Source organism: Chitinimonas koreensis, from assembly GCF_014353015.1.
Lineage (GTDB): Bacteria > Pseudomonadota > Gammaproteobacteria > Burkholderiales > Chitinimonadaceae > Chitinimonas > Chitinimonas koreensis.
On the sequence record NZ_CP060704.1, the window covers coordinates 97,646 to 123,008 of the forward strand.

General features: G+C 69.4%; 23 protein-coding genes and 3 pseudogenes. 16 read left to right on the forward strand and 10 right to left on the reverse strand.

All coding sequences use genetic code 11. From position 1 onward, the window contains the following. Positions 1 to 73 precede the first annotated feature (73 nt). The 9 genes from H9L41_RS00435 to def form a co-directional block, all read right to left on the reverse strand. Positions 74 to 1,885 carry a M4 family metallopeptidase gene (locus H9L41_RS00435; RefSeq protein WP_157462100.1) on the reverse strand — a complete coding sequence of 604 codons (1,812 nt, stop codon included), beginning with the start codon at positions 1,883 to 1,885 and terminating at the stop codon, positions 74 to 76. A 434-nt stretch (positions 1,886 to 2,319) separates the two neighbouring features. Further along, positions 2,320 to 2,700, reverse strand: a complete 381-nt coding sequence (gene crcB / locus H9L41_RS00440) for a fluoride efflux transporter CrcB (protein ID WP_028447209.1) — start codon at positions 2,698 to 2,700, stop codon at positions 2,320 to 2,322. A 330-nt stretch (positions 2,701 to 3,030) separates the two neighbouring features. After that, positions 3,031 to 4,305 (reverse strand): sigma-54-dependent transcriptional regulator, encoded by a 1,275-nt coding sequence (locus H9L41_RS00445; protein ID WP_028447208.1) that lies wholly within the window; start codon positions 4,303 to 4,305, stop codon positions 3,031 to 3,033. Then, positions 4,298 to 6,451 carry a sensor histidine kinase gene (locus H9L41_RS00450; RefSeq protein WP_028447207.1) on the reverse strand — a complete coding sequence of 718 codons (2,154 nt, stop codon included), beginning with the start codon at positions 6,449 to 6,451 and terminating at the stop codon, positions 4,298 to 4,300. The genes H9L41_RS00445 and H9L41_RS00450 overlap by 8 nt, the downstream gene beginning before the upstream one ends. An 11-nt stretch (positions 6,452 to 6,462) precedes the next feature. Further along, on the reverse strand, positions 6,463 to 7,056 hold the full coding sequence (locus tag H9L41_RS00455; protein WP_028447206.1) for a DUF4390 domain-containing protein: 594 nt from the start codon (positions 7,054 to 7,056) through the stop codon (positions 6,463 to 6,465). After that, on the reverse strand, positions 7,016 to 8,290 hold the full coding sequence (gene rsmB / locus H9L41_RS00460; protein ID WP_028447205.1) for a 16S rRNA (cytosine(967)-C(5))-methyltransferase RsmB: 1,275 nt from the start codon (positions 8,288 to 8,290) through the stop codon (positions 7,016 to 7,018). The genes H9L41_RS00455 and rsmB overlap by 41 nt, the downstream gene beginning before the upstream one ends. Before the next feature lie 217 nt (positions 8,291 to 8,507). Further along, on the reverse strand, positions 8,508 to 9,257 hold the full coding sequence (gene htpX, locus H9L41_RS00465; RefSeq protein ID WP_308419560.1) for a zinc metalloprotease HtpX: 750 nt from the start codon (positions 9,255 to 9,257) through the stop codon (positions 8,508 to 8,510). 95 nt (positions 9,258 to 9,352) lie between these two features. Beyond that, positions 9,353 to 10,285: a methionyl-tRNA formyltransferase gene (fmt, locus tag H9L41_RS00470; RefSeq protein WP_028447203.1), complete on the reverse strand. Its 933-nt coding sequence runs from the start codon at positions 10,283 to 10,285 to the stop codon at positions 9,353 to 9,355. A 313-nt stretch (positions 10,286 to 10,598) separates the two neighbouring features. Next, on the reverse strand, positions 10,599 to 11,102 hold the full coding sequence (def, locus tag H9L41_RS00475; protein WP_028447202.1) for a peptide deformylase: 504 nt from the start codon (positions 11,100 to 11,102) through the stop codon (positions 10,599 to 10,601). A gap of 103 nt (positions 11,103 to 11,205) precedes the next feature. Between def and H9L41_RS24170 the strand changes: the two genes are divergently transcribed. The 8 genes from H9L41_RS24170 (at position 11,206) to H9L41_RS00505 (ending at position 20,714) form a co-directional block, all read left to right on the forward strand. Continuing rightward, on the forward strand, positions 11,206 to 11,931 hold the full coding sequence (locus H9L41_RS24170) for a LysM peptidoglycan-binding domain-containing protein (protein WP_265583899.1): 726 nt from the start codon (positions 11,206 to 11,208) through the stop codon (positions 11,929 to 11,931). After that, positions 11,817 to 12,278, forward strand: coding sequence for a hypothetical protein (locus H9L41_RS24175; protein WP_265583900.1), 462 nt, complete (start codon positions 11,817 to 11,819; stop codon positions 12,276 to 12,278). Before H9L41_RS24170 ends, H9L41_RS24175 begins: the two co-directional genes overlap by 115 nt. A 598-nt stretch (positions 12,279 to 12,876) precedes the next feature. Beyond that, positions 12,877 to 13,887, forward strand: a complete 1,011-nt coding sequence (gene dprA / locus H9L41_RS00485; protein ID WP_308419561.1) for a DNA-processing protein DprA — start codon at positions 12,877 to 12,879, stop codon at positions 13,885 to 13,887. Further along, positions 13,827 to 13,979: a DprA-like winged helix domain-containing protein gene (locus H9L41_RS25385; protein WP_308419679.1), complete on the forward strand. Its 153-nt coding sequence runs from the start codon at positions 13,827 to 13,829 to the stop codon at positions 13,977 to 13,979. Before dprA ends, H9L41_RS25385 begins: the two co-directional genes overlap by 61 nt. Before the next feature lie 39 nt (positions 13,980 to 14,018). Beyond that, positions 14,019 to 14,477 carry a Smg family protein gene (locus H9L41_RS00490; protein ID WP_028447199.1) on the forward strand — a complete coding sequence of 153 codons (459 nt, stop codon included), beginning with the start codon at positions 14,019 to 14,021 and terminating at the stop codon, positions 14,475 to 14,477. Between the two features lie 192 nt (positions 14,478 to 14,669). Next, entirely contained in the window at positions 14,670 to 16,982 is a 2,313-nt protein-coding gene (gene topA, locus H9L41_RS00495; protein WP_028447198.1) for a type I DNA topoisomerase, read from the forward strand. 356 nt (positions 16,983 to 17,338) lie between these two features. After that, positions 17,339 to 19,849: a bifunctional diguanylate cyclase/phosphodiesterase gene (locus H9L41_RS00500; protein ID WP_187523630.1), complete on the forward strand. Its 2,511-nt coding sequence runs from the start codon at positions 17,339 to 17,341 to the stop codon at positions 19,847 to 19,849. 127 nt (positions 19,850 to 19,976) lie between these two features. Then, positions 19,977 to 20,714: a lysophospholipid acyltransferase family protein gene (locus H9L41_RS00505; protein WP_028447196.1), complete on the forward strand. Its 738-nt coding sequence runs from the start codon at positions 19,977 to 19,979 to the stop codon at positions 20,712 to 20,714. On the opposite strand, the gene H9L41_RS00510 is transcribed toward H9L41_RS00505, so the two are convergent. Continuing rightward, complete coding sequence (locus H9L41_RS00510) at positions 20,711 to 20,890, reverse strand: hypothetical protein (RefSeq protein WP_034607698.1); 180 nt, start codon at positions 20,888 to 20,890, stop codon at positions 20,711 to 20,713. The genes H9L41_RS00505 and H9L41_RS00510 overlap by 4 nt on opposite strands. Before the next feature lie 141 nt (positions 20,891 to 21,031). On the opposite strand from H9L41_RS00510, the pseudogene H9L41_RS25950 reads away from it, so the two are divergent. The 8 genes and pseudogenes from H9L41_RS25950 to H9L41_RS24190 form a co-directional block, all read left to right on the forward strand. After that, positions 21,032 to 21,472: pseudogene (locus H9L41_RS25950) on the forward strand (glycosyltransferase); the annotation flags it as partial. A gap of 230 nt (positions 21,473 to 21,702) precedes the next feature. Further along, a pseudogene (locus H9L41_RS25955) lies at positions 21,703 to 21,936 on the forward strand (glycosyltransferase); the annotation flags it as partial. A gap of 72 nt (positions 21,937 to 22,008) precedes the next feature. Next, complete coding sequence (locus tag H9L41_RS24180) at positions 22,009 to 22,152, forward strand: hypothetical protein (protein ID WP_265583902.1); 144 nt, start codon at positions 22,009 to 22,011, stop codon at positions 22,150 to 22,152. Positions 22,153 to 22,283: 131 nt separating this feature from the next. After that, positions 22,284 to 23,114 (forward strand): diaminopimelate epimerase, encoded by an 831-nt coding sequence (dapF, locus tag H9L41_RS00520; protein WP_028447194.1) that lies wholly within the window; start codon positions 22,284 to 22,286, stop codon positions 23,112 to 23,114. Next, the gene (locus tag H9L41_RS00525; protein WP_028447193.1) at positions 23,104 to 23,748 is read left to right on the forward strand and encodes an HAD-IA family hydrolase; all 645 of its coding nucleotides are present in this window, start codon (positions 23,104 to 23,106) and stop codon (positions 23,746 to 23,748) included. Before dapF ends, H9L41_RS00525 begins: the two co-directional genes overlap by 11 nt. Before the next feature lie 18 nt (positions 23,749 to 23,766). After that, complete coding sequence (locus tag H9L41_RS00530; protein ID WP_028447192.1) at positions 23,767 to 24,423, forward strand: DUF484 family protein; 657 nt, start codon at positions 23,767 to 23,769, stop codon at positions 24,421 to 24,423. Positions 24,424 to 24,427: 4 nt separating this feature from the next. Then, a pseudogene (locus tag H9L41_RS24185) lies at positions 24,428 to 24,634 on the forward strand (site-specific integrase); the annotation flags it as partial. 59 nt (positions 24,635 to 24,693) lie between these two features. Further along, complete coding sequence (locus H9L41_RS24190) at positions 24,694 to 25,323, forward strand: tyrosine-type recombinase/integrase (protein WP_265583903.1); 630 nt, start codon at positions 24,694 to 24,696, stop codon at positions 25,321 to 25,323. Positions 25,324 to 25,363 lie beyond the last annotated feature (40 nt).

The window sequence follows — 25,363 nt, forward strand, 5'->3', positions numbered from 1 at the left end:
CCCGGCGAAACCACCGATCGGGCACGAAAAAGCCCCTCCCTCCCGCACAGGAGAGAGGGGCCGAGGGGGTGGATTACTGGTGGTTGCCGACCAGCGTGACACCGCTGAAGGCGGCGTAGCCGCGCAGCATCAGGTGGTAGGTGCCGGTCTTGGGCGAGGCGATGGTCACCGTCTCGTTGTTGCTGCTGAGGTACGGACGGTAGTCGTACGAGCTGGTGGTCGGAGCCGAACCGAACTTCACGTACAGGTCGGCGTCACCGGTGCCGCCCGAGATCTTGAAGGTCAGGTTCTTGGCACCGGCCGGGATCACCATGGTGTAGCGCAGCTCGGCGCCCTTGGCGGCGGTCAGGCCCGTCACCGGCACACCCTTCTGCAGCACGGTGCCGCCGGGGTTCGGGTTCGGGTTGCTGTTGCAGCTCACGCCCACCGCGGCGAAGGCGGCGGTCACGTCGGCCTTGCTGTAACCACGGTTGTCGGCCGCCTTCTCGACGCCGCAAGCGCCTTCGTTGAAGGTGCTGTTGGCGGTCCAGTACAGGCGGTTGGCATCGACCATCACTTCGAAGGCCTTGCGCGTGCCCCAGCCTGCGGTCTTGGCCAGCGTGTAGAAGGCCTTGTTGTAGACGCCGCTCGAGTAGTGCACGTCCATGCCGCTGCGGTAGTCGGCGGCATTGCCGATCGAGCTGCCGTCACGCGGCGGGTTGTCCATGTAGCGCAGCGCGCCGGCGGCCTTGAAGATCTCGGCGCCGACCTGGAAGTCGTTGCTGCCCTTCATGTAGAACTCGGCGGCTTCGCCGGCCATGTCGGAGAAGGCTTCGTTCATGCCGCCCGACTGGCCCGAGTAGGTCAGGCCCGAGTTCTGCTCGGTGAAGCCGTGGCTGACTTCGTGCGCCGACACGTCGAGCGACACCAGCGGGTAGAAGGTGCTGCCGCCGTCGCCGAAGCTCATGGCCGAGCCGTCCCAGAACGCGTTCTGGTAGTTGGTGCTGTAGTGCACCTTCATGTACAGGGTCTGGCTGATCGGGCGCAGGTTGAACCAGTCCTGGTACATGTTGAACACGACGTTGCCGAAGTAGTGGGCGTCGTTCAACGGCGAGTAGGCGCCGTTGATCTGCTTCACCGTGTTGCGCGGGCAGGCGAACTGGAACGGCGTGGAACCGCTGGTGCCGTGGTTCAGGTTGACCGTGATCACGTTGCCGCTGTTCATCTTGCAGTCGTCGGTCACGACCAGCGGGCCGAAGTCGGTGCCGTATTCGTACTGGCCGGTCTTCTGGTTGCCGCCGGGGCCGGTCGCATCCTTGTGGGCGAGACCTTCCCAACGCTCGAGCACGGCGCCGGTGTTGGCGTCGATGAAGAAGTGCGGACGCGACGGGGCCGAAGCGTCTTCGACGAAGAACGACACCAGGTAGACCAGGCGGGCACGGCCGTTGGCATCGAGCTTCACGTACAGCTTGGCCTGCTCGTTCTCGACCTTGGCGCTCTTGCCCTTGAGGGCCAGGTTCTTGGCCTGGGCCAGCACCATGGCGGCCGGCATGGTCGGCTTGGCGCTCGGCAGGTCCTGGGCCAGGCCGTTGACCACGGTGCCGGACAGCTTGGCGGCGGCGACGCCGGGCAGGCGGTGCTCGACGATCGCTTCGCCCCAGACCGGCACGCCCTGGTGGAATTGCTGGTAGCGGGTGATGACCTTGCCGTTCGGCAGGGTCTGGCTGCGCACCGCCTGGGCTTCGTCGGCGGCGAGGCCGAGCGTGCGCTGGATGGTGGCCGTGCCGCTGGTGATGGCCGCGGTGCGGGCATTGGTCTGCGCGGCGAATGCTGCCGGCATGTGTTCCAGATCGACGCGCTCGGCGGCGACGGTACCGAGGGCAGCGCCGACCAGGACCGACAGCATCAGGGACGCACTACGCAGGTGTTTCCTTGCTTCATTATGGTGATCCTTCCTCATCTCGATTGCACGCGGGGGTTACCCCGCATTTGGCCGCTTACGGACGACCGGTCCGGTCGCCCCACGGCCTCCCCGCGCGCCCTGCCGGTTGGGCAGAGCGCGACGTTCCACGCAGCCCGATGCGTGCATCCGGCCGCGAAAAACCAAGTGTTGCCCGCGCTCAGCCGGTCGGCCGGAAGAGCATGGGTAACCCGTAAGTGATGTTTCCTGGGAAAGTCGCACCGGTAGCGAGGGATGGCCGGTGCATGGTCCGTGCAGGCGTCTGCTGCGCCGATCGGACTCGTATTTATGACAAGGCGATGGAAGTAATAGGGCAGGACGATGACGACGTCCACGAGAGGCTTAGCCAGGCCGACGAACGGTAGGTAATTGTCATTTTCTTAGCGCCGAAGCAACAATTGCGCACTCGCCATGCCGGCTGCGGTGAGGAGCAGCGAGCCGAGCAGGTGAACGCCGGCGGCAGCCAGCGCCCAGCCCGGCTGGTCGTTGCGCAGCAGCGTGACGACCTCGGCCGAGAAGGTCGAGAAGGTGGTGAGGCCGCCGAGGAAGCCGGTGACGGCGAACAGCCGCCACTCGGGCGCGAGATCGCCGAAATGGGCGAAGAAAGCGTAGGCGACGCCGACCAGGTAGCCGCCGACCAGGTTGGCGGCCAGGGTGCCGTAGGGCAGCGTGGGGAACAGCGGATTGAGCCACAGCGACAGGCCCCAGCGGGCCAGCGCGCCGAGCGCGGCGCCGAGGGCGATGGCGAGGATGGCGGACATAGCCTTGATGAGCCTCAAAACGATCGTGTGTGGATGACTACGGGTTCAGGCGCCTGGGAACCCGTGTGCCGACGCTGGAGTCGCGGCAATCCCCGACATGAACGGCTGTGCGCGGGGCGAACGGTTCAACGCACCATTGGCGAGCGTCAGCGAGGCTCCCTCTGGTCCACCCCACAAAGTCGCGACTTTGTGGGGCCCCGGGGCGGCGAGGGCGGGGGAGTCGGGATGAATCAGGGATCAAGCCAAAGTTGAACACTCACCGGTGTTCAAACGCCCGGCTTTGCCGGGCGCTGAACTGCCGGTGGCCCTCCGACCGGCGATCCAAGCCAACTAGGCCCGCGGCCGCTTGATGACCTGGACGCCGAGCTGCTTGAGTTTGCGGTAGAGGTGCGTCCGTTCGAGCCCGACCTTGTCCGCCACGCGGCTCATATTGCCGCCCTCGAGGCCGATGTGGTGCTCGAAGTAGGCGCGCTCGAACTCGTCGCGCGCCTCGCGCAGCGGCTGGTCGAAGTTGAACTGCGGGCCGGCCGCGATGACGGCCTGCGCGCGCGGCGGCGAGAACTGCGCCAGCACGCGGCTGACCGGCGCGGCGTCGATGTCGCTGTCGGTCGAGGTCAGCGCCAGGCTCTTGACGATGTTGTGCAGCTGCTCGTGGTTGCCCGGCCAGTCGTGCTGGCGCAAGGCGTTGAGCGCGGCCGAGCTGAAGCGGCGCGGGCCGGTCTTGTTGGCCTCGACCACGCTGGCCAGGATGTGCTCGGCCAGCTCCGGGATGTCGTCGCGGTGCTCGCGCAGCGCGGGCAGCGGCACCACCAGTTGCGACAGGTAGGTGAACAGCGCCGGGTCGAAGCGGTCGATCAGCTCGGGCAGGCTCTTCGAGGTCGCGCAGATCAGCCGCACATTGTGCTTGTCCAGCCGCGGCAGCAGCGCCACCAGCGCGGCCTGGGCGCGCCGCTCGTAGTGGCCGATGTCGCGCAGGAACAGCGTGCCGTTGGCGGCGCGGGCGACCAGGTCGGCGCCGCTCTCGACCAGCGCGTCCTGGCTGTCGGGCGCGACGAAGGGCGCGGTCGGCGGCGTCAGGTAGCGCGCGCAGGTGACGAAGCCGCTGCCCGGCTCGCCGGTCATCAGGAGCGGAAACGACAGGCTCTGCGCCTGGTCGAGCTGCTTCTTGAGGATCAGGATCTGCGGGCTCTTGCCCAGCGCGGCCAGCGAATTCTCGGCCACCTTGGGTTGCACCTCGCCGTGCTTGAGCGCGCGCTTCACGGTGGCCAGCAGCTTCTGCAGGCCGATCGGCTTCTCGAGGAAGTCGAACGCGCCGATGCGGGTAGCCTCGACCGCGGTGTCGATGGTGGCGTGGCCGGACATCATCACCACCGGCATGGTCAGCTGGCCGTTGCTGGCCCACTCCTTGAGCAAGGTCACGCCATCGGTGTCGGGCATCCAGATGTCGAGCAGGACCAGCGCCGGGCGGCCCTGGTTGCGGATCTGGCGGGCCTGGGCCGCGTTTTCGGCCACCGCGACGCGATAGCCTTCGTCCTGCAGGATTTCCGACAGCAATTCACGGATGCCGATCTCGTCGTCGACGATCAGGATGTCGTTACTACCCACTCGTTCTCTCCCCTGTTTGATCTGCGATCGGCAGATCGATACGGACGCAGGCGCCGTGCGGCTCCACGTTGAAGGCCGCGATCTGGCCGTGATGTTCGTCGATGATTTTCTTCACCACGGCCAGGCCGAGCCCGGTGCCCTTCTGCTTGGTTGTTGCATAGGGCTCGAAGACACGTTGCAAAATTGCCTCGTCGAAACCCGGACCGTTGTCTTCGACCGACAATCGTACCGTTTTCCCGCGTCGTTCGGTACGCAGCTTGATGCGCGCGAAGATATCTTCGCCGACCGCCTCCTGCGCGTTCTTGAGCAGGTTGTGCACCACCTGGCGCAGCCGGGTCGGGTCGGCCATCACGCGGAGCGCATCCTCGCCCACCGTTTCGCGTTCGACCGGAGCGCTCTCGTACAGCACCATCACCTCGTCCAGCAGCGCGCGCAGATCGACCGGCACCAGCTGCAGCGAGGGCTGGCGCGCGTATTCGCGGAATTCGTCGACCATCCGCTTGAGCGCGCCGACCTGGGCCACGATGGTGTGGGTCGAGCGCGTCAGCACCTCGCGGCCTGGATCGTCGAGCTTGTCCGCCAGCTTGAATTCGAGCCGCTCGGCGGCCAGCTGGATCGGCGTCAGCGGATTGCGGATCTCGTGCGCCAGCCGCTTGGCCACCTCGCCCCAGGCGGCGTCGCGCTGGGCGCGCAGCAGGTCGGTGACGTCGTCGAACACCACCACCGCGCCGCGCCGTTCGCCCTCGGCGATCAGCCGCGCGCCGTGGGTCAGCAGGATGCGGGTGCTGCCCTCGAACGGCAGCTCGAGCTGGCGGTGCCAGTCGCCGTCGATCTCGCCGAAGGCCGCCATCATGCCCTCGGCGAAGCCGGCCAGGTGCGGGAAGCGCTCGGGCCACAGCTCGAGCCGCAGGCCGTCGAGCCGCTCGATCTCGGCATGCAGGATCGCCTCGGCGCTGAGGTTGGCGGCGCGCAGCTTCCAGCGCTCGTCGAAGGTCAGCACGCCGGCGGTCAGGCTGGCCAGCACGGTCTCGAGGTAGGCCTTGGCCGCCACCGTTTCGCGCTGCTCGCGCTCGAGCTGGTCGCGCGCCTCCGACAGCTGCCGCGTCATGCGGTTGAAGCTGTGCGTGAGCGTGCCGAGCTCGTCCTGGCTCACCACCGGCTGCACCTGCGAATAGTCGCCCTGCGCCACCGCGCGCGTGCCGGCCGCCAGCACGGTGAGCGGCGCGGCGAGCTTTTCCGACAGGAACATGCCGAGCACCACCGCGGCCAGCAGCGCCATCAGCAGCGCCAGCGTCAGCGTCAGGCCGTAGCTCTTCTTCAGCACCGAGCGCGACAGCGACAGCAGCTTGTAGTTGTTGCGCATCTCCTCGACCTGCTCGGCGTCGCGCGCCAGCTGGCGCGGCACCGGCTGGATCAGCTGCAGCGCGCGCGTCTCGACGCCGATGCCGCTGCCGTAGCTCGGGTTCACCGGCACGATCACGCGCAGGCTCAGGCCGTAGCTCGGCGTCGATTCGAGCTCGCGGTAGGGCTGCTGCGCCAGCACCTGCTTGAGCACGTTGCGCTCGGGCACCAGCGGCACCGGGTTGGCGTATTCGTCGCCGACGTGGGCGATCACCCGGCCGCGGCCGTCGAACAGGCTGGCCTCCTGCACGTTGTACTGCTCGCGCAGCCGCGACAGCGTGGTCAGCGCCTGGGCGTCGAAATCGCCGGCCAGCTCGCCGGCCATGTAGTGGGCCTTCTGCTTGAGGTCGTCGAGCGAATAGTCGAGTGCCTTGCGGCCGAGGTTCAGGCCGCTGTCGAGCGCGCTGTCGACGCGCACGTCGAACCAGGTCTCGATCGACTTGGTGAGGAACTGCACCGACAGCGTGTAGACCAGCGCGCCGGGCAGCACCGCCACCAGCGCGAACATCAGGGTGAGCCGCCAGGCCAGGCGCGAACCGAACAGCCGGGCGCTGACCTGGCGCCGCAGCTTCAGGAGCCGCGTCGCCACCAGCGCGGCGAGGCCGACGATCATCAGGATGTTGAGGCCGAGCAGCGGCTCGTAATAGCGGCCGAACACGGTCGAATTGCCGGCCGCGGTGGCGAGCAGGAACAGCAGGATGACGCCCAGCGAGCCGAGCAGGATCAGGGTATTGCGAACGGGCATGGGGACCTGCGCTATTTCGCTTCGCCGAATTCGACGGCGGTCGTGGCGGACTCGAGCGTCCAGTCGTCGCCGAGCAGGCTCAGCTGCAGCGGCTTGGGCAGCCTGGAGGTATCGAGCCGCATCGTCAGCTCGCCGGCGAAGCGGCTGTCGAGCTTGCGGGTGACCGAGCCGCGCTCGGCGACCTGCCAGTCGCGCACCACGCCGAGCCCGCGCAGCGCCTCGCTGAGGGTGTCGTAACTCTGGTAGAGGGTGCCGACGCCGACGCGGTAGCTGCGCGTCAGCGCGTGGTAGGACAGCTTGTATTCGATGCGCGCGGTGGGATTGAACCAGTCGGCCATGCGTCGCCAGGCCCAGTACCAGCGCGGCTTGGTGAGGGTGAACTCGACCGCGAACACCAGCGGGACGCCGGCCAGCAGCGCGTTCTCGTGCACCGCGTCGAGGCTCACCACGTAGCGCGCGTCGAGCGCCAGCCGGCCTTCGCTCTCGAGCCCGGCCGCGCTTTCGAGCCGGATGCCGGCCGCGCCCGCCTGCGCCATGAGCAGGCCGGCCAGCAAGGCCAGCAGGCTAAGTCGGAGTCTTGTACAGCAGCGCGTAAAAAAACCCATCGTGGCGATCGTTCGGCAGCAGTTGCCCGTCGTCGGGTAGGTGATCCGGCAAGGGCAGCCGCCGGGCGTCGGCATGACGCGAGAGGAAGTCGGCGACCTGTTGTTGATTTTCCTGCGGAAAGACCGAGCAGGTTACGTAAAGCAGTTTACCACCCGGTTTCAGGCAGCCCCACAGCGCCGCCAGTATGGCCGCCTGTTGCGTGGCGAATTGCGCGAAATCGTCGGGTCGGCGCAACCACTTGATGTCCGGATGGCGCCGCGCCACGCCGGCGGCCGAGCACGGCACGTCGGCCAGGATGCGGTCGAACGGCTGGCCGTCCCACCAGCCTGCCGGTTGACCGGCGTCGCCGACCTTGAGTTCGGCGGCGAGGCCCAATCGCTCGAGATTGGAGGCGACGCGGCGCAGCCGCTCGGCGTCGGCGTCGAGCGCGGTCAGCGTGCAGTCGGCCAGCTCGAGCAGGTGGCCGGTCTTGCCGCCCGGCGCACAGCAGGCGTCGAGCACCCGCATGCCGTCGGCGACGTCGAGCAGCGGCGCGGCCCATTGCGCGCCGATGTCCTGCACCGAGCAGGCGCCGTCCTGGAAGCGCGGCAACCGCTCGATCGGCACCGGCTGGGCCAGGCGCAGGCCGGCCGCGCCATCGGCCGCGGCGGCCAGGCCTTCCGCCTCGAGCTCCGCGAGATAGGCCTCGCGCGTCCCCTGGCGCAGGTTCACCCGCAGGCTCATCGGCGGATGCTGGTCGTTGGCCGCCAGCACTGCCTGCCAATGTTCCGGATAGGCTTCCCTCATCGCCGCGACCCACCAGCCGGGATGATTCCAGCGCGCGCGCTCGTCCTGCCGCGCCGCGGCCAGCAGTTCGTCCTTGCGGCGCAGGAAGTTGCGCAGCACCGCGTTGACCAGGCCCTTGCCGCGGCCGGCCTGGATGCGCGAGGCGACCTTGACCGCATGGTCGACGATCGCGTGCGGCGCGGCGCGGCCCCAGCCGAGCTGGTACAGGCCGGTCGCCAGCAACGCGCGCAGCGCCGGGTCGGTGTCCGGCCGGCTCAGCAGCTGGCCGAGCATGAATTCGATCTCGCCCCAGCGCCGCAGCGTGCCGTAGCTGATGTCCTGGATCGCGGCGCGCTGGCGCGGTTCGAGCGCCTCGCGGCTACGCTGGCGCGCCAGCACGTCGGTCAGGTTGCGGCCGTCGAGCACGGCGGCCACGGCTTCGCTGGCGAGTTTCTGGGTCACGTACATAAGGTGGCGATTTCCGGTGGTGCAAATGAAAGGACGGGGCGAGGCGCCCCGTCCTGTGTCCATGGTAGCGCGCCGGGCCGGCCGGCGCGGCGCTCGTGTCCTGCTCAGTACCGCCTGCCGGCCGCCATCGCCCGCAGCCGCGCCACGCGCTCCTCGGTGCGCGGGTGGGTACGGAACAGCTCGGTCATGCCGCCGCCGTGCAGCGGGTTGACGATCATCATCTGCGCGGTCTCGGGTGGGCCTCGGCGGCGTGCAGCGGCAGCCCCTGCGCATAGCGCTCGATCTTCAGCAGCGCGTCGGCCAGCGCGCCCGGGTCGCCGCCGATCGCGGCCCCGCCGGCGTCGGCGCCGAATTCGCGCGAGCGCGAGATCGCCAGCTGGATCAGCATCGCCGCCACCGGCGCGAAGATCATCACCAGCAGCGCCACCAGCGGATTGACGCCGCCGCCCTCCTCGTCGCGCTGGCCGCCGGTGAAGAACATGGCGAAGTTGGCCAGCGCCGAGATCGCCCCGGCGATCGAGGCCGAGATGGTCGAGATCAGCGTGTCGCGGTGCTTCACGTGGGCCAGCTCGTGCGCCATCACGCCGCGCAGCTCGCGCGCGGTGAGCACCCGCATGATGCCGGTGGTGGCCGCCACCGCGGCGTGCTCGGGGCTGCGGCCGGTGGCGAAGGCGTTCGGCTGCGCCTCGTCGATGATGTAGACGCGCGGCATCGGCAGGCCGGCGCGCTGCGCCAGCTCGGCGATCATGGCGTGGAATTCGGGCGCGCTGCGGGCGTCGACCTCGCGCGCGTCGTACATGCGCAGCACCATGTCGGCGCTGAACCACCAGGCCCAGATATTCATCGCGCCGCCGAACAGCAGCGCCACCAGCATGCCGGTGCGGCCGCCGAGCACCAGGCCGATCGCGCCGAACAGCGCCACGAAGGCCGCCATCAGGAGCGTGGTCTTGAACCAGTTGCCGAACATCGTCTCGTCCTCCGGATTGCAAGGCGCCCGATCGGCGCCGTCCCTGCTTAGATGGGGCCGGGCTCCAGGGAATTCAATGATTTAGCGCCGCGCGCTCAGCCCAGCAGCTCGCCGACCGCCGGCGCGCCGCCGGCAAGGAAGGCCTGTGCCGGCAGCCGCTTGCCGCCGGGCCGCTGCAGCTCGGTCAGCCGCAGCACGCCGGCGCCGGTGGCGACCCGGATGCCGTGCGCGTCGGCCGACAGCACTTCGCCCGGCCGGCCCGCGACGGCGCCGTCGGCCTCGGCCACGCCGGCCCAGCATTTGACGATCGCCTCGCCGTGCCGCGCAGTGCAGCCGGGGAAGGGATCGAAGGCGCGCAGATTGCGGGCCAGCTGCTCGGCCGGCAGGGTCCAGTCGATCGCCGCCTCGTCCTTGCGGATCTTCTCGGCATAGGTCACGCCCTCGGCCGGCTGCGGCACGGCGGCCGCCTGCAGCGCAGGCAGCCGGGCCAGCGCCTCGACGATCGCGCGGGCGCCCTCGGCCGCCAGCTTGTCGTGCAGGCTGGCGGCGGTGTCGTTTGGCAGGATGGCTACAGGGTGCGTGCTCAGCATCGCGCCGGTATCGAGGCCGGCGTCCATCTGCATGACGGTGATGCCGGTTTCGCCGTCGCCGGCCTGGATCGCGCGCTGGATCGGCGCTGCACCGCGCCAGCGCGGCAGCAGCGAGGCGTGGATGTTGAGGCAGCCGTGGCGCGGCAGGTCGAGCACCGCCTGCGGCAGGATGATGCCGTAGGCCGCCACCACCATCAGCTCGGCCTCGACCGCCGCCACCGGCGCCTGCTGCTCGGCCGTGCGCAGCCGCTCGGGCTGGTAGACGGCGATGCCGTGGCGCTCGGCCAGTTGCTTGACCGGCGAAGCGACCAGCTTCATGCCGCGGCCGGCCGGCCGATCGGGCTGGGTCAGCACCAGCGGCACCTCGTGCCCGGCGGCGAGCAGCGCATCGAGCGCCGCGGCGGCGAAATCCGGCGTGCCGGCGAAGATCAGTTTCATGGTGTGTGGGCCATTTATATAAAAGGGGCGAAGGCGAGGCCAAGCCATTGGCGCCGCCTACCTTTTGAATGAATTACTTGTCCGTCCGGTGACGATCGGTGCGTAGTTCCGAATCCGCACCCCCATCTATGGAGTGTGGACCATTCTGGCTAACGGAGAGCGGACGAGCGCTAGCGAGGCCCCCTCGCGGCGGCGAGGGCGGGGGAGTAGGGATGAATCAGGTAGACCCGCTGCGTGAATACTCACTGACCTGAAGTCCCCGGCTTGGCCGGGGACTGAGCTGCCGGTCGATTTCACCCGGCCTGCGCAAGGTCTAAAGGGTCTTCCGCTGATTCTTCTTCAACTTCACCAGGATCCGGTCGAGCTTGAGCCGCGACAGCTTCTCGACGAACACCTTGCCGTCCAGATGATCGATTTCGTGCTGAATGCAGATCGCCAGCAAGCCCTCGGCGTCTAGGCGGAAGGAATCGCCGTTGCGATCGAGCGCCTCGACGGTGACCCGTTCGGCGCGCTCGACTTCTTCGTAAATCCCCGGCACCGACAAACAGCCTTCCTCGAATCGGGTTTTACCGTCGAGCGAAATGAGTTTCGGGTTCACCAATGCGATCAGCCCGCTCTTGTCTTCGCTGACGTCGATCACGATCAGGCGCAGATGGCGGTCGACCTGGGTGGCCGCCAGGCCGATGCCCGGCGCGGCGTACATGGTCTCGGCCATGTCGTCGATCAGCCGGCGGATCTCGTCGTCGACTTTTTCCACCGGCTTGGCCACTTTATGCAGCCGCTCATCCGGGTAATGCAGGATATTCAGAATCGCCATGTTTTCTTGCTAGCTTAAGTATTTGGATGCAGAATCCGAGCAATTGGATTAAATGACCTCGGCATAAAACATTTCGAAGCCGAGTCGAACAAGGAAGCCATCAATGCGCCCGTCCGCAATCCGTTCCAATCTCGTTTCCCGACTGGTATCTGGCGTCATTATAACGCTGGCGGCCGCACTGCCGGCCCTGGCCGACGAGCTCAAGCTGCAGGACAACGCGCCCGAGCGCTACGTGGTGGTCAAGGGCGATACGCTGTGGGACATCTCGGGCAAGTTCCTCAAGGATCCGTGGCGCTGGCCGCAGATCTGGAACATGAACCGCGACGAGATCAAGAACCCGCACTGGATCTATCCGGGCGATGTGATCGTGCTCGACACCAGCGGCGGCAGCCCGCGCCTGCGCCTCTTGGGCAACAAGGACACCGACGGGATGCGCGCCCGGCAGAAGCTCGACCCGCGCATCCGCGTCACCCAGTTCGAGCCGCAGGCCGCGCCGGCCATCCCGGCCCAGGCGATCGAGCCGTTCCTGCAGCGCCCGCTGGTGGTCGACGAGCGGGAATTCGCCAACGCCCGCGCATCGCGCTGGGCCCGGAAGACCGCGTCGCCATCGCGACCGGCGACCGCGCCTACGCGGTGGGCCTCGGCGGCAAGAAGGGCGACGTCTTCCAGGTGTTCCACGGCGGCAAGGAATTGCGCGATCCGGATACCAAGGAAGTGCTCGGCTACGAAGTCACCTACGTCGGCGAGGCGGTCAGCCGCGAGGTGGCCGACGTCAGCTCGCTGCAGATCGTCAACACCAACCAGGAAGTGGTGCTGGGCGACCGGCTGATCGCCAAGCCGCCGCGCGAGTTCACCAACTACGTGCCGCGCGTGCCCGACAACGACATCCGCGGCAAGGTCATCTCGACCTACGGCGGCGTCAACGATGCCGGCCCCTACACCACGGTGGTGATCAACAAGGGCGGCCGCGACGGCCTGGCGCCCGGCCACGTGCTGTACGCCTACAAGGCGCAGCGGCTGGTGCGCAAGGAGAAGCGCGGCGAGGCCGACCTGTACACGCCGCTCGAGCGCAACGGCAGCGTGTTCATCTACCGCGTGTTCCCCAAGCTGGCCTATGGTCTGGTGCTCGACAGCAACCAGTCGGTCAATCTGCTCGACGAAGTACGCAAGCCTTGAGCTTATGCGGACTTTGGCTGTAGCTCAGCCTGCAGTGCAAGCGCCCGGCGAAGCCGGGCGTTTGTGTTCGGAGTGGGCTCGAGCTGCGGCTTGCCCTGATTCATTCCTACTCCCCCGCCCTCGCCGCCGCGAGGGAGCCTCGCTGCGCTCGCCTGGCGCATTTTCAGTCTTCATCGCAGCTTGGGCTGCGGCGCTGCTCTCGGCAAAGCCGGGGTTGCAAGGATGTGAGTGCTCGACCAACGGCGAGCCTTGATTTATCGCGACTCCCCCGCCCTCGCCGCCGCGAGGGAGCCTCGCTATGCTCGCCTGGTGCATTTTCAGTCTTCATCGCAGCTTGGGCTGCGGCGCTGCCCCGGCAAAGCCGGGGGTTGCGAGGATGTGAGTGCTCGACCAACGGCGAGCCTTGATTTATCCCGACTCCCCCCGCCCTCGCCGCCGCGAAGTCCCCGCAAAGTCGCAGACTTTGTGGGGTGGGTCAGAGGGAGCCTCGCTGCGCTCGCTCGCATCTCCTTCAGCCGTTTATTTGCGCTTCTCCCATTGCCACGGCATGGGCTCCGCACGACGTATGCCTGCTTAGGTATTTGGATGGAGGCGCGCCATGCGTGACGCCGATAGCGAGAGCTGGCTGCGGCTGGCGTTGGTGCCGGGTGTCGGGCCGGCGGCGATGGTGCGGCTGTTGTCGGCCTTCGGCGATCCGGCCCGGGTGCTGGCGGCCAGTCCGGCCAGCCTGGCGCGGCTGGTGCCGGCCAAGTTGGCCGAGGCGATCCGGCAGGGGCCGGCGGCCGATGAGCTGGCGGCCGCGCTGGCCTGGCTCGAGGTGCCGGAGAACCGGCTGCTGACGCTGGCCGACGCCGACTACCCGCCGCGCCTGCTCGAAATCGCCGATCCGCCGCCGCTGCTCTATGTGAAGGGCCGGGTCGAGCTGCTCGCCGCGCCCAGCATCGCCGTGGTCGGTAGCCGCAATGCCACGCCGCAGGGCCTGCAGAACGCCGAGGCCTTCGCGCGCGAGCTGTCGCGCCAAGGCTGGACCATCGCTTCGGGCCTGGCGCTCGGCATCGACGCCGCGGCGCACCAGGGCGGCCTGGCCGGCATGGGCTCGACCATCGCGGTGGTCGGCACCGGCCTCGACATCGTCTACCCCGCGCGCAACCACGCGCTGGCGCGGCAGATCGCGGCCGAGGGCGTGATCGTGTCGGAGTTCGCGCTCGGCACGCCGGGCCGCGCCGGCAACTTCCCGCGCCGCAACCGCATCATCTCGGGCCTGGCGCGCGGCGTGCTGGTGGTCGAGGCGGCGCTGCAGAGCGGCTCGCTGATCACCGCGCGCGAGGCGGCCGAGCAGGGCCGCGAGGTGTTCGCGATCCCAGGCTCGATCCATTCGCCGGTCGCGCGCGGCTGCCATCAGCTGATCAAGCAGGGCGCCAAGCTGGTCGAGACCGCGGCCGACATCGTCGACGAGCTCGGCGGCGGCAGGATGCCGCTCGTCGCCCGCGGGCCGGAACCGTGGCCGAAACGGCGGCGCCGGCGGTCGACGCGGAGGCCGCGGCGCTGCTGGCGGCGCTCGGCCACGACCCGCTCGACGTCGAGACCCTGCTCGGCCGGGCCGGCTTGACGCCCGATCGAGGCTACGCGATGCTGTTGACGCTCGAGCTTGCCGGGCTGGTCGCCAGATTGCCCGGCGGCCGCTTCCAGCGGCTGGCCTGAGCCCTTTCAGCATTCCGCCCGACCGAGGTCCCCCGCCCGATGTTCGACGTCCTTGCCTACCTATTCGAACAGTACTTCACGCTCGACAACTGTCCGGACCACGGCACGCTGGCCAAGCGGCTGTCTGCGGCCGGCTTCGACGAGGATGAGATCGGCGAGGCGCTCGACTGGCTGTCCGAGTTCGACGAGCTGGACCTGGCGCCCTACGCCGCGCTCGACCAGGCGGCCCAGCTGCCGCGCCTGCTGCATCCGCGCGAGGAGGCGCGCCTGAGCGAGGCGGCGCAGTCGTTCTTCCATTACCTGTCGGCCTCCGGCGCGCTCGGCACCGCCCAGCGCGAGCTGCTGATCGACCGGCTGATGCAGAGCAGCGCCGCCACCATCGACGAACCGGCGGTCAAGCGCGTCGCGCTGATGCTGCTGTGGCGGCAGGGCGACGACCTCGCCAACCTGCTGATCGAGGAGCTGCTGTTCGCCGAAGCCGGCGTGCCGATGCACTGAAACCCGCTGCAGAATGCGCCCCGGCCGCGAACCGGCCGGGCTGCGGAGTGGTCCCACTCCGCGTCCCGATCGAACGGGCGGATTGGAAAATCCTGTTCCCGTACCTAAATTGTCCCTAACATCGCGCCGCGGCCCCGCCTGCCGGTCGGACCGCACCACTACTATTCAATATTCTCCCGTCGCGGAGCACGCATGGCCGACAACCTGCTGATCGTCGAGTCGCCTTCCAAGGCGAAGACGCTGAAAAAATACCTGGGCAAGGATTTCGAGATCCTCGCCTCCTACGGTCACGTCCGTGGCCTCGTGCGCAAGGACGGCTCGGTCGACGTCGACCACGACTTCGCCATGAAGTACCAGGTGATCCCGAAGAACGCCAAGCACGTCGACGCCATCGTCAGCGCCGTGAAGGCCGCCAAGAACGTCTACCTGGCGACTGACCCGGACCGCGAAGGCGAGGCGATCTCCTGGCACCTGCTGGAGATCCTCAAGGGCAAGAAGGCGCTCGGCGAGAAGCTGGTCAAGCGGGTGGTGTTCCACGAGATCACCGAGAGCGCGGTCAAGGCCGCGGTGGCGCATCCGCGCGACGTCGACAGCCACCTGGTCAACGCCCAGCAGGCGCGCAGCGCGCTCGACTACCTGGTCGGCTTCAACCTGTCGCCGCTGCTGTGGCGCAAGGTGCGCTCGGGCCTGTCGGCCGGCCGCGTGCAGAGCCCGGCGCTGCGGCTGATCTGCGAGCGCGAGCGCGAGATCCGCGCATTCACGGCGCAGGAATACTGGACCGTCCATCTCGACAGCCACAAGGGCAAGCAGAAGTTCGGCGCCCGGCTCAACGAGTGGCGCGGCAAGAAGCTCGAACAGTTCGACGTGCCGAACGAGGCGACCCAGGCCGAGATCCTGGCCGCCATCGAGGGCCAGCCGGCCACGGTGCTCAACGTCGAGAAGAAGCGCAAGAACCGCAACCCGGCCGCGCCCTTCACCACCTCGACCATGCAGCAGGAGGCGGTGCGCAAGCTCGGCATGACCACCGACCGCACCATGCGCACCGCGCAGCAGCTGTACGAGGGCATCGCGCTCGGCGACGGCACCACCGGCCTGATCACCTATATGCGTACCGACTCGGTGGCGCTGGCCAACGAGGCGGTGGCGGAGATCCGCGAATACATCGGCAACACCTTCGACGCCGAATCGCTGCCGGCCAGCCCGCCGGTCTACAAGAGCAAGGCCAAGAACGCCCAGGAGGCGCACGAGGCGATCCGCCCGACCTCGATCCTGCGCACGCCGGAGTCGGTCAAGGCCTTCCTCAGCGCCGAGCAGTACAAGCTGTACGAGATGATCTGGAAGCGCACGCTGGCCTCGCAGATGTCGGCCGCGCGCTTCGACACCACCGGCGTCGACATCGGCGTCGGCGAGGCGGTGTTCCGCGCCAGCGGCCAGGTGCTGGTGTTCGCCGGCTTCCTGGCGGTGTACGAGGAGGACGTCGACGACGCCGAGGACGAAGACAACGCCAAGCTGCCGCCGCTCGAGGCGGGCGAGGCGGTGCCGGTCGACAAGCTCTACGGCGAGCAGCACTTCACCCAGCCGCCGCCGCGTTATTCCGAAGCCAGCCTGGTGAAGGCGCTCGAAGAGTTCGGCATCGGCCGGCCGTCGACCTATGCCTCGATCATCTCGACGCTGAAGGATCGCGAGTACGTGATCCTCGACAAGAAGCGCTTCCTGCCGACCGACACCGGCGAGGTGGTCAACAAGTTCCTGACCGAGCATTTCGCCCAGTACGTCGATTACCAGTTCACCTCCAAGCTCGAGGACAAGCTCGACGAGATTTCCAACGGCGAGCGCGACTGGATCCCGGTGATGGAGGAGTTCTGGAAGGGCTTCTCCGAGCAGGTCGAGGAGAAGAAGGCGCTCAAGCGCAGCGAAGTGACGCACGAGGCGCTCGACGAGGCCTGCCCCAAGTGCGGCAAGCAGCTGACCATCCGGCTCGGCAAGCGCGGCCGCTTCATCGGCTGCTCGGGCTACCCCGAGTGCGACTACACCCGCGACCTGAACGAGACCGCCGAGCAGCGCGCCGAGGCCGAAGCGGAGGCGCCGCAGGTGATCGAGGGCCGGGTCTGCCCGCTCGACGGCGGCCAACTGGTGGTGAAGTCCGGCCGCTACGGCAAGTTCATCGGCTGCGCCAACTACCCCAAGTGCAAGCACATCGAGCCCTTGGAGAAGCCCAAGGACACCGGCGTGACCTGCCCGCAATGCAAGGTCGGCACGCTGACCGAGCGCAAGTCGCGCTACGGCAAGCTGTTCTACAGCTGCAACACCTATCCCAAGTGCACCTACGCGACCTGGAACCCGCCGATCGCCGAGACCTGCCCGCAGTGCAAGTGGCCGGTGCTGACGCTGAAGACCACCAAGCGGCGTGGCCTGGAGAAGGTCTGCCCGCAGAAGGAGTGCGGCTACAGCGTGGTCGTCAAGACCCCTGAACAACTCGCCGCCGAGGGCGGCGGCGAGGGCTGATCCAGGCTCGCGGATCGGGCCGGAAGGCTTGTGGCGCAAGGGCCCGGCAGACATCTGCCGGGCCCTTGGTGTTTATGCACTCATCATCGATTGTCGCTTCGGGAGTAAGATGCGCATCCTCGAAGGGGCGGCGGGTACGCCGCAGGTCGGAATTCCGGCCGATCGTGGTGTGCGACAGGCACCGGCCGCCCCGAGTTCTGGCAATGTTTCACCGCGCGAACGTGCCATAGTGAAGTGCTCGCCGAGCACGAGCGCCGGAGAGAGACAACGATGACAGCCCGCCGCGACTTCGCCGAAGTCGTCCCCAACGCAACAGCACGCGCGACTTCCTGGAGGCGCTCGACGCCGTCAGCCAGTTGATCACCGATGCCGGCGAGGACGCGCTCGCGCGCACGCTGATGGTGATCGGCCAGGCCGCGCGGGCCGGTGCGGCGGCGCTCTACCGTCACCAGGCCGGCGGCCTCAGTGCCCAGCACGTGGCCGGCTGGCGCGGCGACGTGAGTCTGCCGGCCGACGTCGCCGCCAAGCTCGCCCGGCTCGACTACCGCATCTACCGCGACCTGCACGACACGCTGTCGGCGGGGCTGATGCTCGAGCGCCACGTCAGCGAGCTGCTGCCCGCCACCCAGGTGATGCTCGGCCCGATCGGCCTGCAGCACCTCCTGTGCGTGCCGCTGCTCGACGGTGGCGAGCTGGTCGGCTTCATCGCGTTGGCCTATCTCGACGCGCCGCGCCGGCGCGAAGCCGGCGAGCCGCGCTTCCTCGCCACGCTGGCCAACTACCTCGCCTTGGCGCTGGTGCGCCACGAGGCCGAGAGCCGCCTGCGGGTCAATGCCCAGCGGCTGTCCACCCTGGTCGGCGCGACCGAGGACATGGTGTTCGAGCTCGACGGCGGCGGCATGGTGATCAACGTCTGGTCGAGCCATCCGGCGCTGCCCTCGGCCTCCCTGGTCGGCCTGCCGCTCGACCGTGCCTTTCCGCAGGACATGGCCTGGGCGCTGCGCCAGGCGATGCCGCGCGCGCTGGCCAGCGACGGCCGCGAGCAATTCGAATTCACCCTGCCGCGGCTCGAAGGCGCGATCTATTGCATCGGCCGGCTGCAGGCGGTACCGAGCGAGAACGGCAACGGCCGCCACCTGGTCGCGCTGGTGCGCGACGTGACCGAGCTGATGCGCGAGGAAGCGCGCCGCCGCTCGATGGTGGAGACGCTGGACCTGCTGGAGGAGGCGGTGATCGAGCTCAGCGCCGACGGCCGGCTCAGCCGCGTCTCGGCCGCCTGGTCGCAACTGCGCGGCGGCGACGAGTCCGATCCGCAGAGCCTCGGTCAGCCGCTCAGCGAATTCGTCCACCCCGACGACCATGCCACCCTGGTGCGCGCCTACGGCGAGGTGCTGCGCTCGGGCGAGCCGGTGACGGTGCGCTTCCGCCTGGTGCGTGCGGTCGGCGAGCCAGTCTGGCTCGAGGCCAAGCTGCTGCCCAACTGGGGTGCCGACGGCCTGGCGCAGGGCCTGCGCGGCGTGCTGCGCGACGTCACCGCGGCCCACCTGAGCGAAGCCCACATCCGCCAACTGGCGCTCTACGACGGCCTGACCGGCCTGCCCAACCGCGTGCTGCTGGACGACCTGCTCAACCAGGCGCTGGCGCGCGCGCGCCGCCACGGCAGCCGGGTCGCGCTCGGCTTCATCGACCTCGACCATTTCAAGCAGATCAACGACGCCTTCGGCCACCAGGCCGGCGACCAGGTGCTGGCCACGCTGGCGCGGCAGATCCGCTCGGTGCTGCGCGAGGAGGACGTGCTGGCGCGCTGGGGCGGCGACGAATTCATCGTGATGCTGCCCGACCTGCCCGATCTCGCCACGCTGAGCAACGTGGCCGAGCGGCTGCGCGAGATCGCCCGCCAGGGCGTGGTGCTGGAGGGCATCGAGACGCGGCCGACCATCTCGATCGGCATGGCGGTCTACCCCGACAACGCCGACAACGCCGAATCGCTGCTGCGCGCCGCCGACAGCACCATGTACCACGCCAAGGCGATGGGCCGGAACAACGTGCAGTTCTACGGCGACATCGTCCACCTGAAGAGCATCGGCCGCGAGCACATGGCGATCCAGACGCGGCTCAACCACGCCGTGCTCGGCAACGAGCTGCAGGTGTTCTATCAGCCGATCGTCAACGCCCGCACCGGCGAGGTCAGCAGCGTCGAGGCGCTGGCGCGCTGGCACGACGACGTGGCCGGCTGGATCACGCCGCAGCTGTTCATCCCCATGGCCGAGAAGCTCGGCCTGATCAGCGAGCTGTCCGAGCAGATCACGGTGCAGGCGCTGACCAAGCTCAAGGGCTGGCGCGAGCGCGGCCTCAAGCAGCAGCTGGCGCTCAACGTCTCGCGCAACCTGCTGTTCTCGCCGCGCTTCGTGAAGAACCTGATCGCCACGGTCGAGGAATACGGCCTCAGGCCCGCCGACGTAATGATCGAGGTGACCGAGAGCCTGGCGCTGACCGACCACGCGCGCCAGTCGCGCCACCTGCGCCAGCTGCACGAGGCCGGCTTCCGCATCGCCATCGACGATTTCGGCACCGGCTATTCCTCGCTGTCGCAGCTGCACGACATGCCGGTCGACGTGCTCAAGGTCGACCTCAGCTTCACCGCCCGGCTCAACCAGGAGGCCGGCCGCCGCATCATGCAGGCGATCGTGCAGATGGCCCATTCGCTCGGCATGGAAGTGGTGGTCGAGGGCGTCGAGACGCTCGACGCGGCGCGCTTCCTGCAGGGGCTCGGGGTCGAGAAGATGCAGGGCTTCCACTTCAGCGAGCCGGTGCCGGCCGGCGTCTGCGAGCTGCACATGCAGTTGGGGCTCGACGGCAAGATCTGACCGGGGCTGCGGCGCATGGGCGCCGCGGGCACAGTGCGGCGGCCGCAAGGCAAGCGCTCGATATGCCGCCGCGTCGACGGCCTGCTCCGCGGTAGAATCCGCCCTCCTTTCTGGCGACGGACCCAACATGCGCGTGCTGCAGGCGTTTTACGGCATCTACCTCGGCCTGCTGTTCATGGCCGGCGTGGTCGGCGTCATGCCGTTCTACGTCGTCGCTTCCTTCCTGTCCGACCGGCCGCGGCTGGCCCTGATGTTCGGCGCCAACCGCGTCGCGATGCGGCTGTGGTCGCTGCTGACCGGCGTGCGCATCCGCGTCGAGGGCCAGGCGGTGTGGCAGCCGGCCCACGTGCTGGTCGGCAATCACTGCAACCTGCTCGACATGCCGGTCTGCGCCGTCGCCTGCGCCCGGCCGGTGAAAGTGCTGGCCAAGCAGGAATTCGCCCGCATGCCGCTGCTGGGATTCCTGTTCCGCAGCTTCGCGGTGCTGGTGGCGCGCGATTCGGCCGACAGCCGCCGCGCCGGCGCCCAGGCGCTGGCACGGGCGCTGGCCGAGGGCTGGCCGGTGCTGCTGTTCCCCGAAGGCACCCGCAACCGCACCGCAGCGCCCTTGCAGCCGTTCCGCGACGGCGCCTTCCGCGCCGCCATCGCCGCCCAGGTGCCGATCCAGCCCTTCGTGCAATTGCGCATGCGCAGCGTGCAGCAGCTCAACACGCTGTGGTTCCGGCCGGGCCGGCTGATCTTCCGCTGGCTGCCGCCGGTGCCGACCGCCGGCCTCGGCGAGGACGACGTGGCGGCCTTGCGCGATCGCGTCTACGCGCTGATCGAGGCCGAGCTCAAGCGCGACGATCCGGCGTTCCGCGACTAGGGCTGCGTCGGCCGGATCGGCAGGTCGGGCTTTACGCCCGACAGCGCTGCCGATCGAGGCGGCTGTCGGGTATAGAACCCGGCCCACGGCCGCAGCATCTCCGACGTTGCGCCGATGGTCTGCTCGACCGTCTTGCCGGCCGCGCGATCGAGACCTTGCCGGCAATCCGCCTTCATCGAAGCTTCATGCCGGCGTCACGGCATCGACACGCCTCCGCCGCAGTCTGCGGCGTCATGACCGCACGACGCCTCCACCTCGCCCTGATCACCGAAACCTATCCGCCCGAAGTGAACGGCGTGGCCATGACCTGCGGCCGCATGGTCGACGGCCTGCGCGCCCGCGGCCACCGCGTCGAGCTGGTGCGGCCGCGCCAGGCCGGCGACGGCCCGGGCGCCGCTGCGTCGGGCGGGCCGGCATCCGCGGCCGCCGTCCCGGGCGGCGACCTGCTGGTGCGCGGCCTCGGCATTCCGCGCTATCCCGACCTCAAGTTCGGCCTGCCGGCGACCGGCCGGCTGCTCAAGCGCTGGCGCGCCGAGCGGCCCGACCTGGTGGTCGCCGTCACCGAGGGGCCGCTGGGCTGGAGCGCGCTGCGGGCCGCGCGCAAGCTCGGCATCCCGGCGCTGTCCGAGTTCCACACCAATTTCCACAGCTACAGCGCCCATTACGGCCTCGGCTGGCTCGAGCGGCCGGTGCGCGGCTACCTGCGCGCCTTCCACAACCGCAACCTGGCCACGCTGGTGCCGAGCGAAGACGTGCGCGCCCGGCTCGACGGCCAGGGCTTCGGCCATCTCGAAGTGGTGGCGCGCGGCGTCGACACCGGCCTGTTCGACCCGGCCAAGCGTTCGGCCGGCCTGCGCGCCGGCTGGGGCGCGCAGGAAACCACCCAGGTGGCGATCTACGTCGGCCGCCTGGCCGCCGAGAAGAACCTGCCGCTGGTGCTGGCCGCCTTCAACGCGATGCGCGCGATCCGGCCCGACAGCCGGCTGGTGTGGGTCGGCGACGGCCCGAGCGCGCCGCGCTGCAGGCCGCCCATCCGGACCACTGCTTCGCCGGCATGCAGCGCGGCGAGGCGCTGGCACGCCACTACGCCTCGGGCGACGTGTTCCTGTTCGGCAGCACCACCGAGACCTACGGCAACGTCACGGTCGAGGCGATGGCCAGTGGCCTCGGAGTGGTCGCCTACGACTATGCCGCCGCGCGCGCCCATATCCGCCATCGCGACAACGGCCTCACCGCGCGTTTCGACGACGGCGACGATTTCGTCGAGCAGGCCTGCTATGCCGCGCGCTACCCGGTGCTGATGCGCGAATACGGCGCCGCCGCGCGCCGCACCGCGCAGGGCCTGGGCTGGGAGGCCATCGTCGAGCGCTTCGAGCAGGTCGCGCTGGCGGCGCTGGCGCGTACCGGCGGCCGCCTGCCGTCGGCCGCCCCGGCCTGAGCGGCCCGGCCCGCTTTCGCCAACGGAGCGGCCTGCATCGCGGGATGGGGCCACGCGCGGGTTGACGGCGCCCCGCCATGCGGTTAAACCCACGGTCAATGGCCGTGCCGGCCGCTTCCCCGATTCCCGCGATGAAACTCCGCTTCACCAAGATGCAGGGCCTGGGCAACGACTTCGTCGTGCTCGACGGCGTCCGCCAGTCCATCGACCTCAGCCCGGCGCAGTACCGCGCGCTCGGCGACCGCCATTTCGGCGTCGGCTGCGACCAGATCCTGCTGGTCGAGCCGCCGACCGAGGCCGAGGCCGACTTCCGCTACCGCATCTTCAACAGCGACGGCGGCGAGGTCGAGCAGTGCGGCAACGGCGCGCGCTGCTTCGTCCGCTTCGTCACCGAGCAAGGCCTCACCGACAAGCGCCGCATCCGGGTCCAGACTGCGCGCGGGCTGATCGCGCCGCAGCTCGAGGACGACGGCCTGGTCACCGTCGACATGGGCGCGCCGCGCTTCGTGCCGGCCGAAATCCCGTTCATCGCCGATGCCGAAGCCGTCACCTACCCGCTGCAGCTGGCCGAGCGCAGCGTCGAGATCGGCGTGGTGTCGATGGGCAATCCGCACGCGGTGCAGCTGGTCGACGACGTCGATACCGCGCCGGTGGCGGCCGAGGGGCCGCAGATCGAGCATCACCCGCGCTTCCCGGCGCGCGTGAACGCCGGCTTCATGCAGATCGTCTCGCGCGGCGAAATCCGCCTGCGGGTGTTCGAGCGCGGCGCCGGCGAGACGCTGGCCTGCGGCACCGGCGCCTGCGCCGCGGTGGTGTCCGGCATCCGCCGCGGCCTGCTCGATGCCACGGTGCGGGTGCAGGCGCGCGGCGGCCAGTTGACCGTCCGCTGGGACGGCCCGGGCCAGCCGGTACTGATGACCGGTCCGGCAGTCACCGTGTTCGAGGGCGAAATTGAGCTTTGACTGTTTGATCTTCGACTGCGACGGCACGCTGATCGACAGCGAGCCGATCGGCCATCGCGCGATGGCCGAGGAGTTGGCGCTGCTCGGCATCGAGGAGGACGCCGCCGACATGCAGCGGCGCTACCTGGCCTGGCGCCTGCGCACGCTGTTCGACGACCTCGAGGCCCGCCACGGCGTGCGCTTCGACGACGGCATGGAGGCGCGCTGGCGCGCCCGCGTGGCGCAGCTGTACGACGCCGCGCTGCGGCCGATCGACGGCGTCGCCGCCATGCTGGCCGCGCTGGCGCAGCCCAAGTGCGTCGCCTCCAACGGCCCGCGCGCCAAGATCGAGCACGGCCTGCGCGCCACCGGCCTGCTCGGCCATTTCGGCGACCGGCTCTACAGCGCCTACGACGTCGGCGCCTGGAAGCCCGATCCGGCGCTGTTCCGCCACGCCGCCGCCAGCATGGGCGCGGCGCCCGCGCGCTGCGCGGTGATCGAGGACAGCCCGGTCGGCGTCGAGGCCGCGCTGGCGGCCGGCATGCCGGCCTTTTTCTATGATCCAGACGGCAGCCAGCCGGTGCCGCCGGGCGTGGTCGCCTTCGCCGACATGGCCGGCCTGCCTGCGCTGCTGGCCGCTTCTTCCCAACCGTAATCGACACGAGATCCGCCCATGTCCCTGCCCGCCGCCGACGTCGCCAGCTGGCTGCAAGCCAATCCGGAATTCTTCGAGGAATACGCCGACCTGGTCGCCGAGATCTTCATCCCCCATCCGCACGGCGGCCGCGCCATCCCGCTGGCCGAGAGGCAGATCCTGACCCTGCGCGAGAAGAACAAGCTGCTCGAGGGCAAGCTCGGCGAGCTGCTGCAGTTCGGCGAGGAGAACGACCAGATCGGCGACAAGGTGCACAAGCTGTGCGTGGCGCTGCTGCAGTCGCGCGACCTGGCCGGCGTGCTCGGCACGCTGAACTACCACCTGCAGGAGCATTTCCGCGTGCCGCACGTGGCGGTGCGGCTGTGGGGCGGCGAAGCGGACGAGACCCTGGCCGAGTTCGCCCCGGTCGGCGACGCCGTGCGCGAGCTGGCGCACAGCCTGGCCACGCCCTACTGCGGCCCCTACGTGACCGACGAGGTGCTCGGCTGGCTCGGCGAATCGGCGCCGCGGCTCAAGTCGTTCGCCCAGGTCGCGCTCAAGGGCGAGGACGGCCCGTTCGGCCTGCTGGTGCTGGCCAGCGAGGACCCGCAGCGCTTCTATCCCGAGATGGGCACGCTCTACCTGGCGCGCATCGGCGAACTGGCGGCCGCCGTGCTGGCGCGCTGCATCGATTGACGCGATGACGGCCGCCGGCCCGAGCGCGCTCGAGCGCTTCGAACGCCACCTGGCCGGCGAGGCCGGCCGCTCGGCCGCCACGCGCGAAGCCTACCTGGCCGATGCGCGCCTCTTGCTCGAGCTGGCCGGCGCGACGCCGCTGGAAGCGCTGACGCCGCGGGCGATCCGCGGCTGCGTGCGCCAGCTGCGCCAGCGCGGCCACGATCCGCGCAGCATCGCGCGGCGGCTCAGCGCCTGGCGCGCCTGGTTCCGCCTGCTGCGGCGCGAGGGGTGGTGGAGGCTGACCCGGTCGCCGGCATCAAGGCGCCGCGTGCCGAGAAGAAGCTGCCGCGGCCGGTCGGCGTCGATGCGGCGGCCGGCTTCCTCGACTCGCTCGACCAGGACGAACCGCTGGCGCGGCGCGACCGTGCGATCTTCGAACTGGCCTATTCCTCCGGCCTGCGGGTGTCCGAGCTGGTCGGCGCCGACCTGGCCGATTTCGAAGAGGCCGGCACGATGCTGCGGGTACTGGGCAAGGGCGGCAAGACGCGCACCGTGCCGGTCGGCGCGGCCGCGCGCGCGGCGCTCGATACCTGGCTGGCCGAGCGCGGCACGCTGGCGCGGCCGGGCGAGCCGGCGCTGTTCGTGAGCCGGCTCGGCGGCCGTATCGGCGTGCGCGCGGTGCAGCAGCGGCTGTCGCAGTGGTCGGACCGGCTGGGTCTCGCCGACAAGCTGCATCCGCACCGCTTGCGCCATGCCTGCGCCAGCCATTTCCTGCAGGGCAGCGGCGACCTGCGCGCGACGCAGGAGCTGCTGGGGCATGCCAGCATCGCCAGCACCCAGATCTATACCCACCTCGACTTCGACCGGCTGGCGGCGGTGTACGACGCCGCGCATCCGCGCGCCAAGGCGAAGTCCTGAACGGCTCGCCGACAGATCACCGGTAGATGCTTCCGTCGGA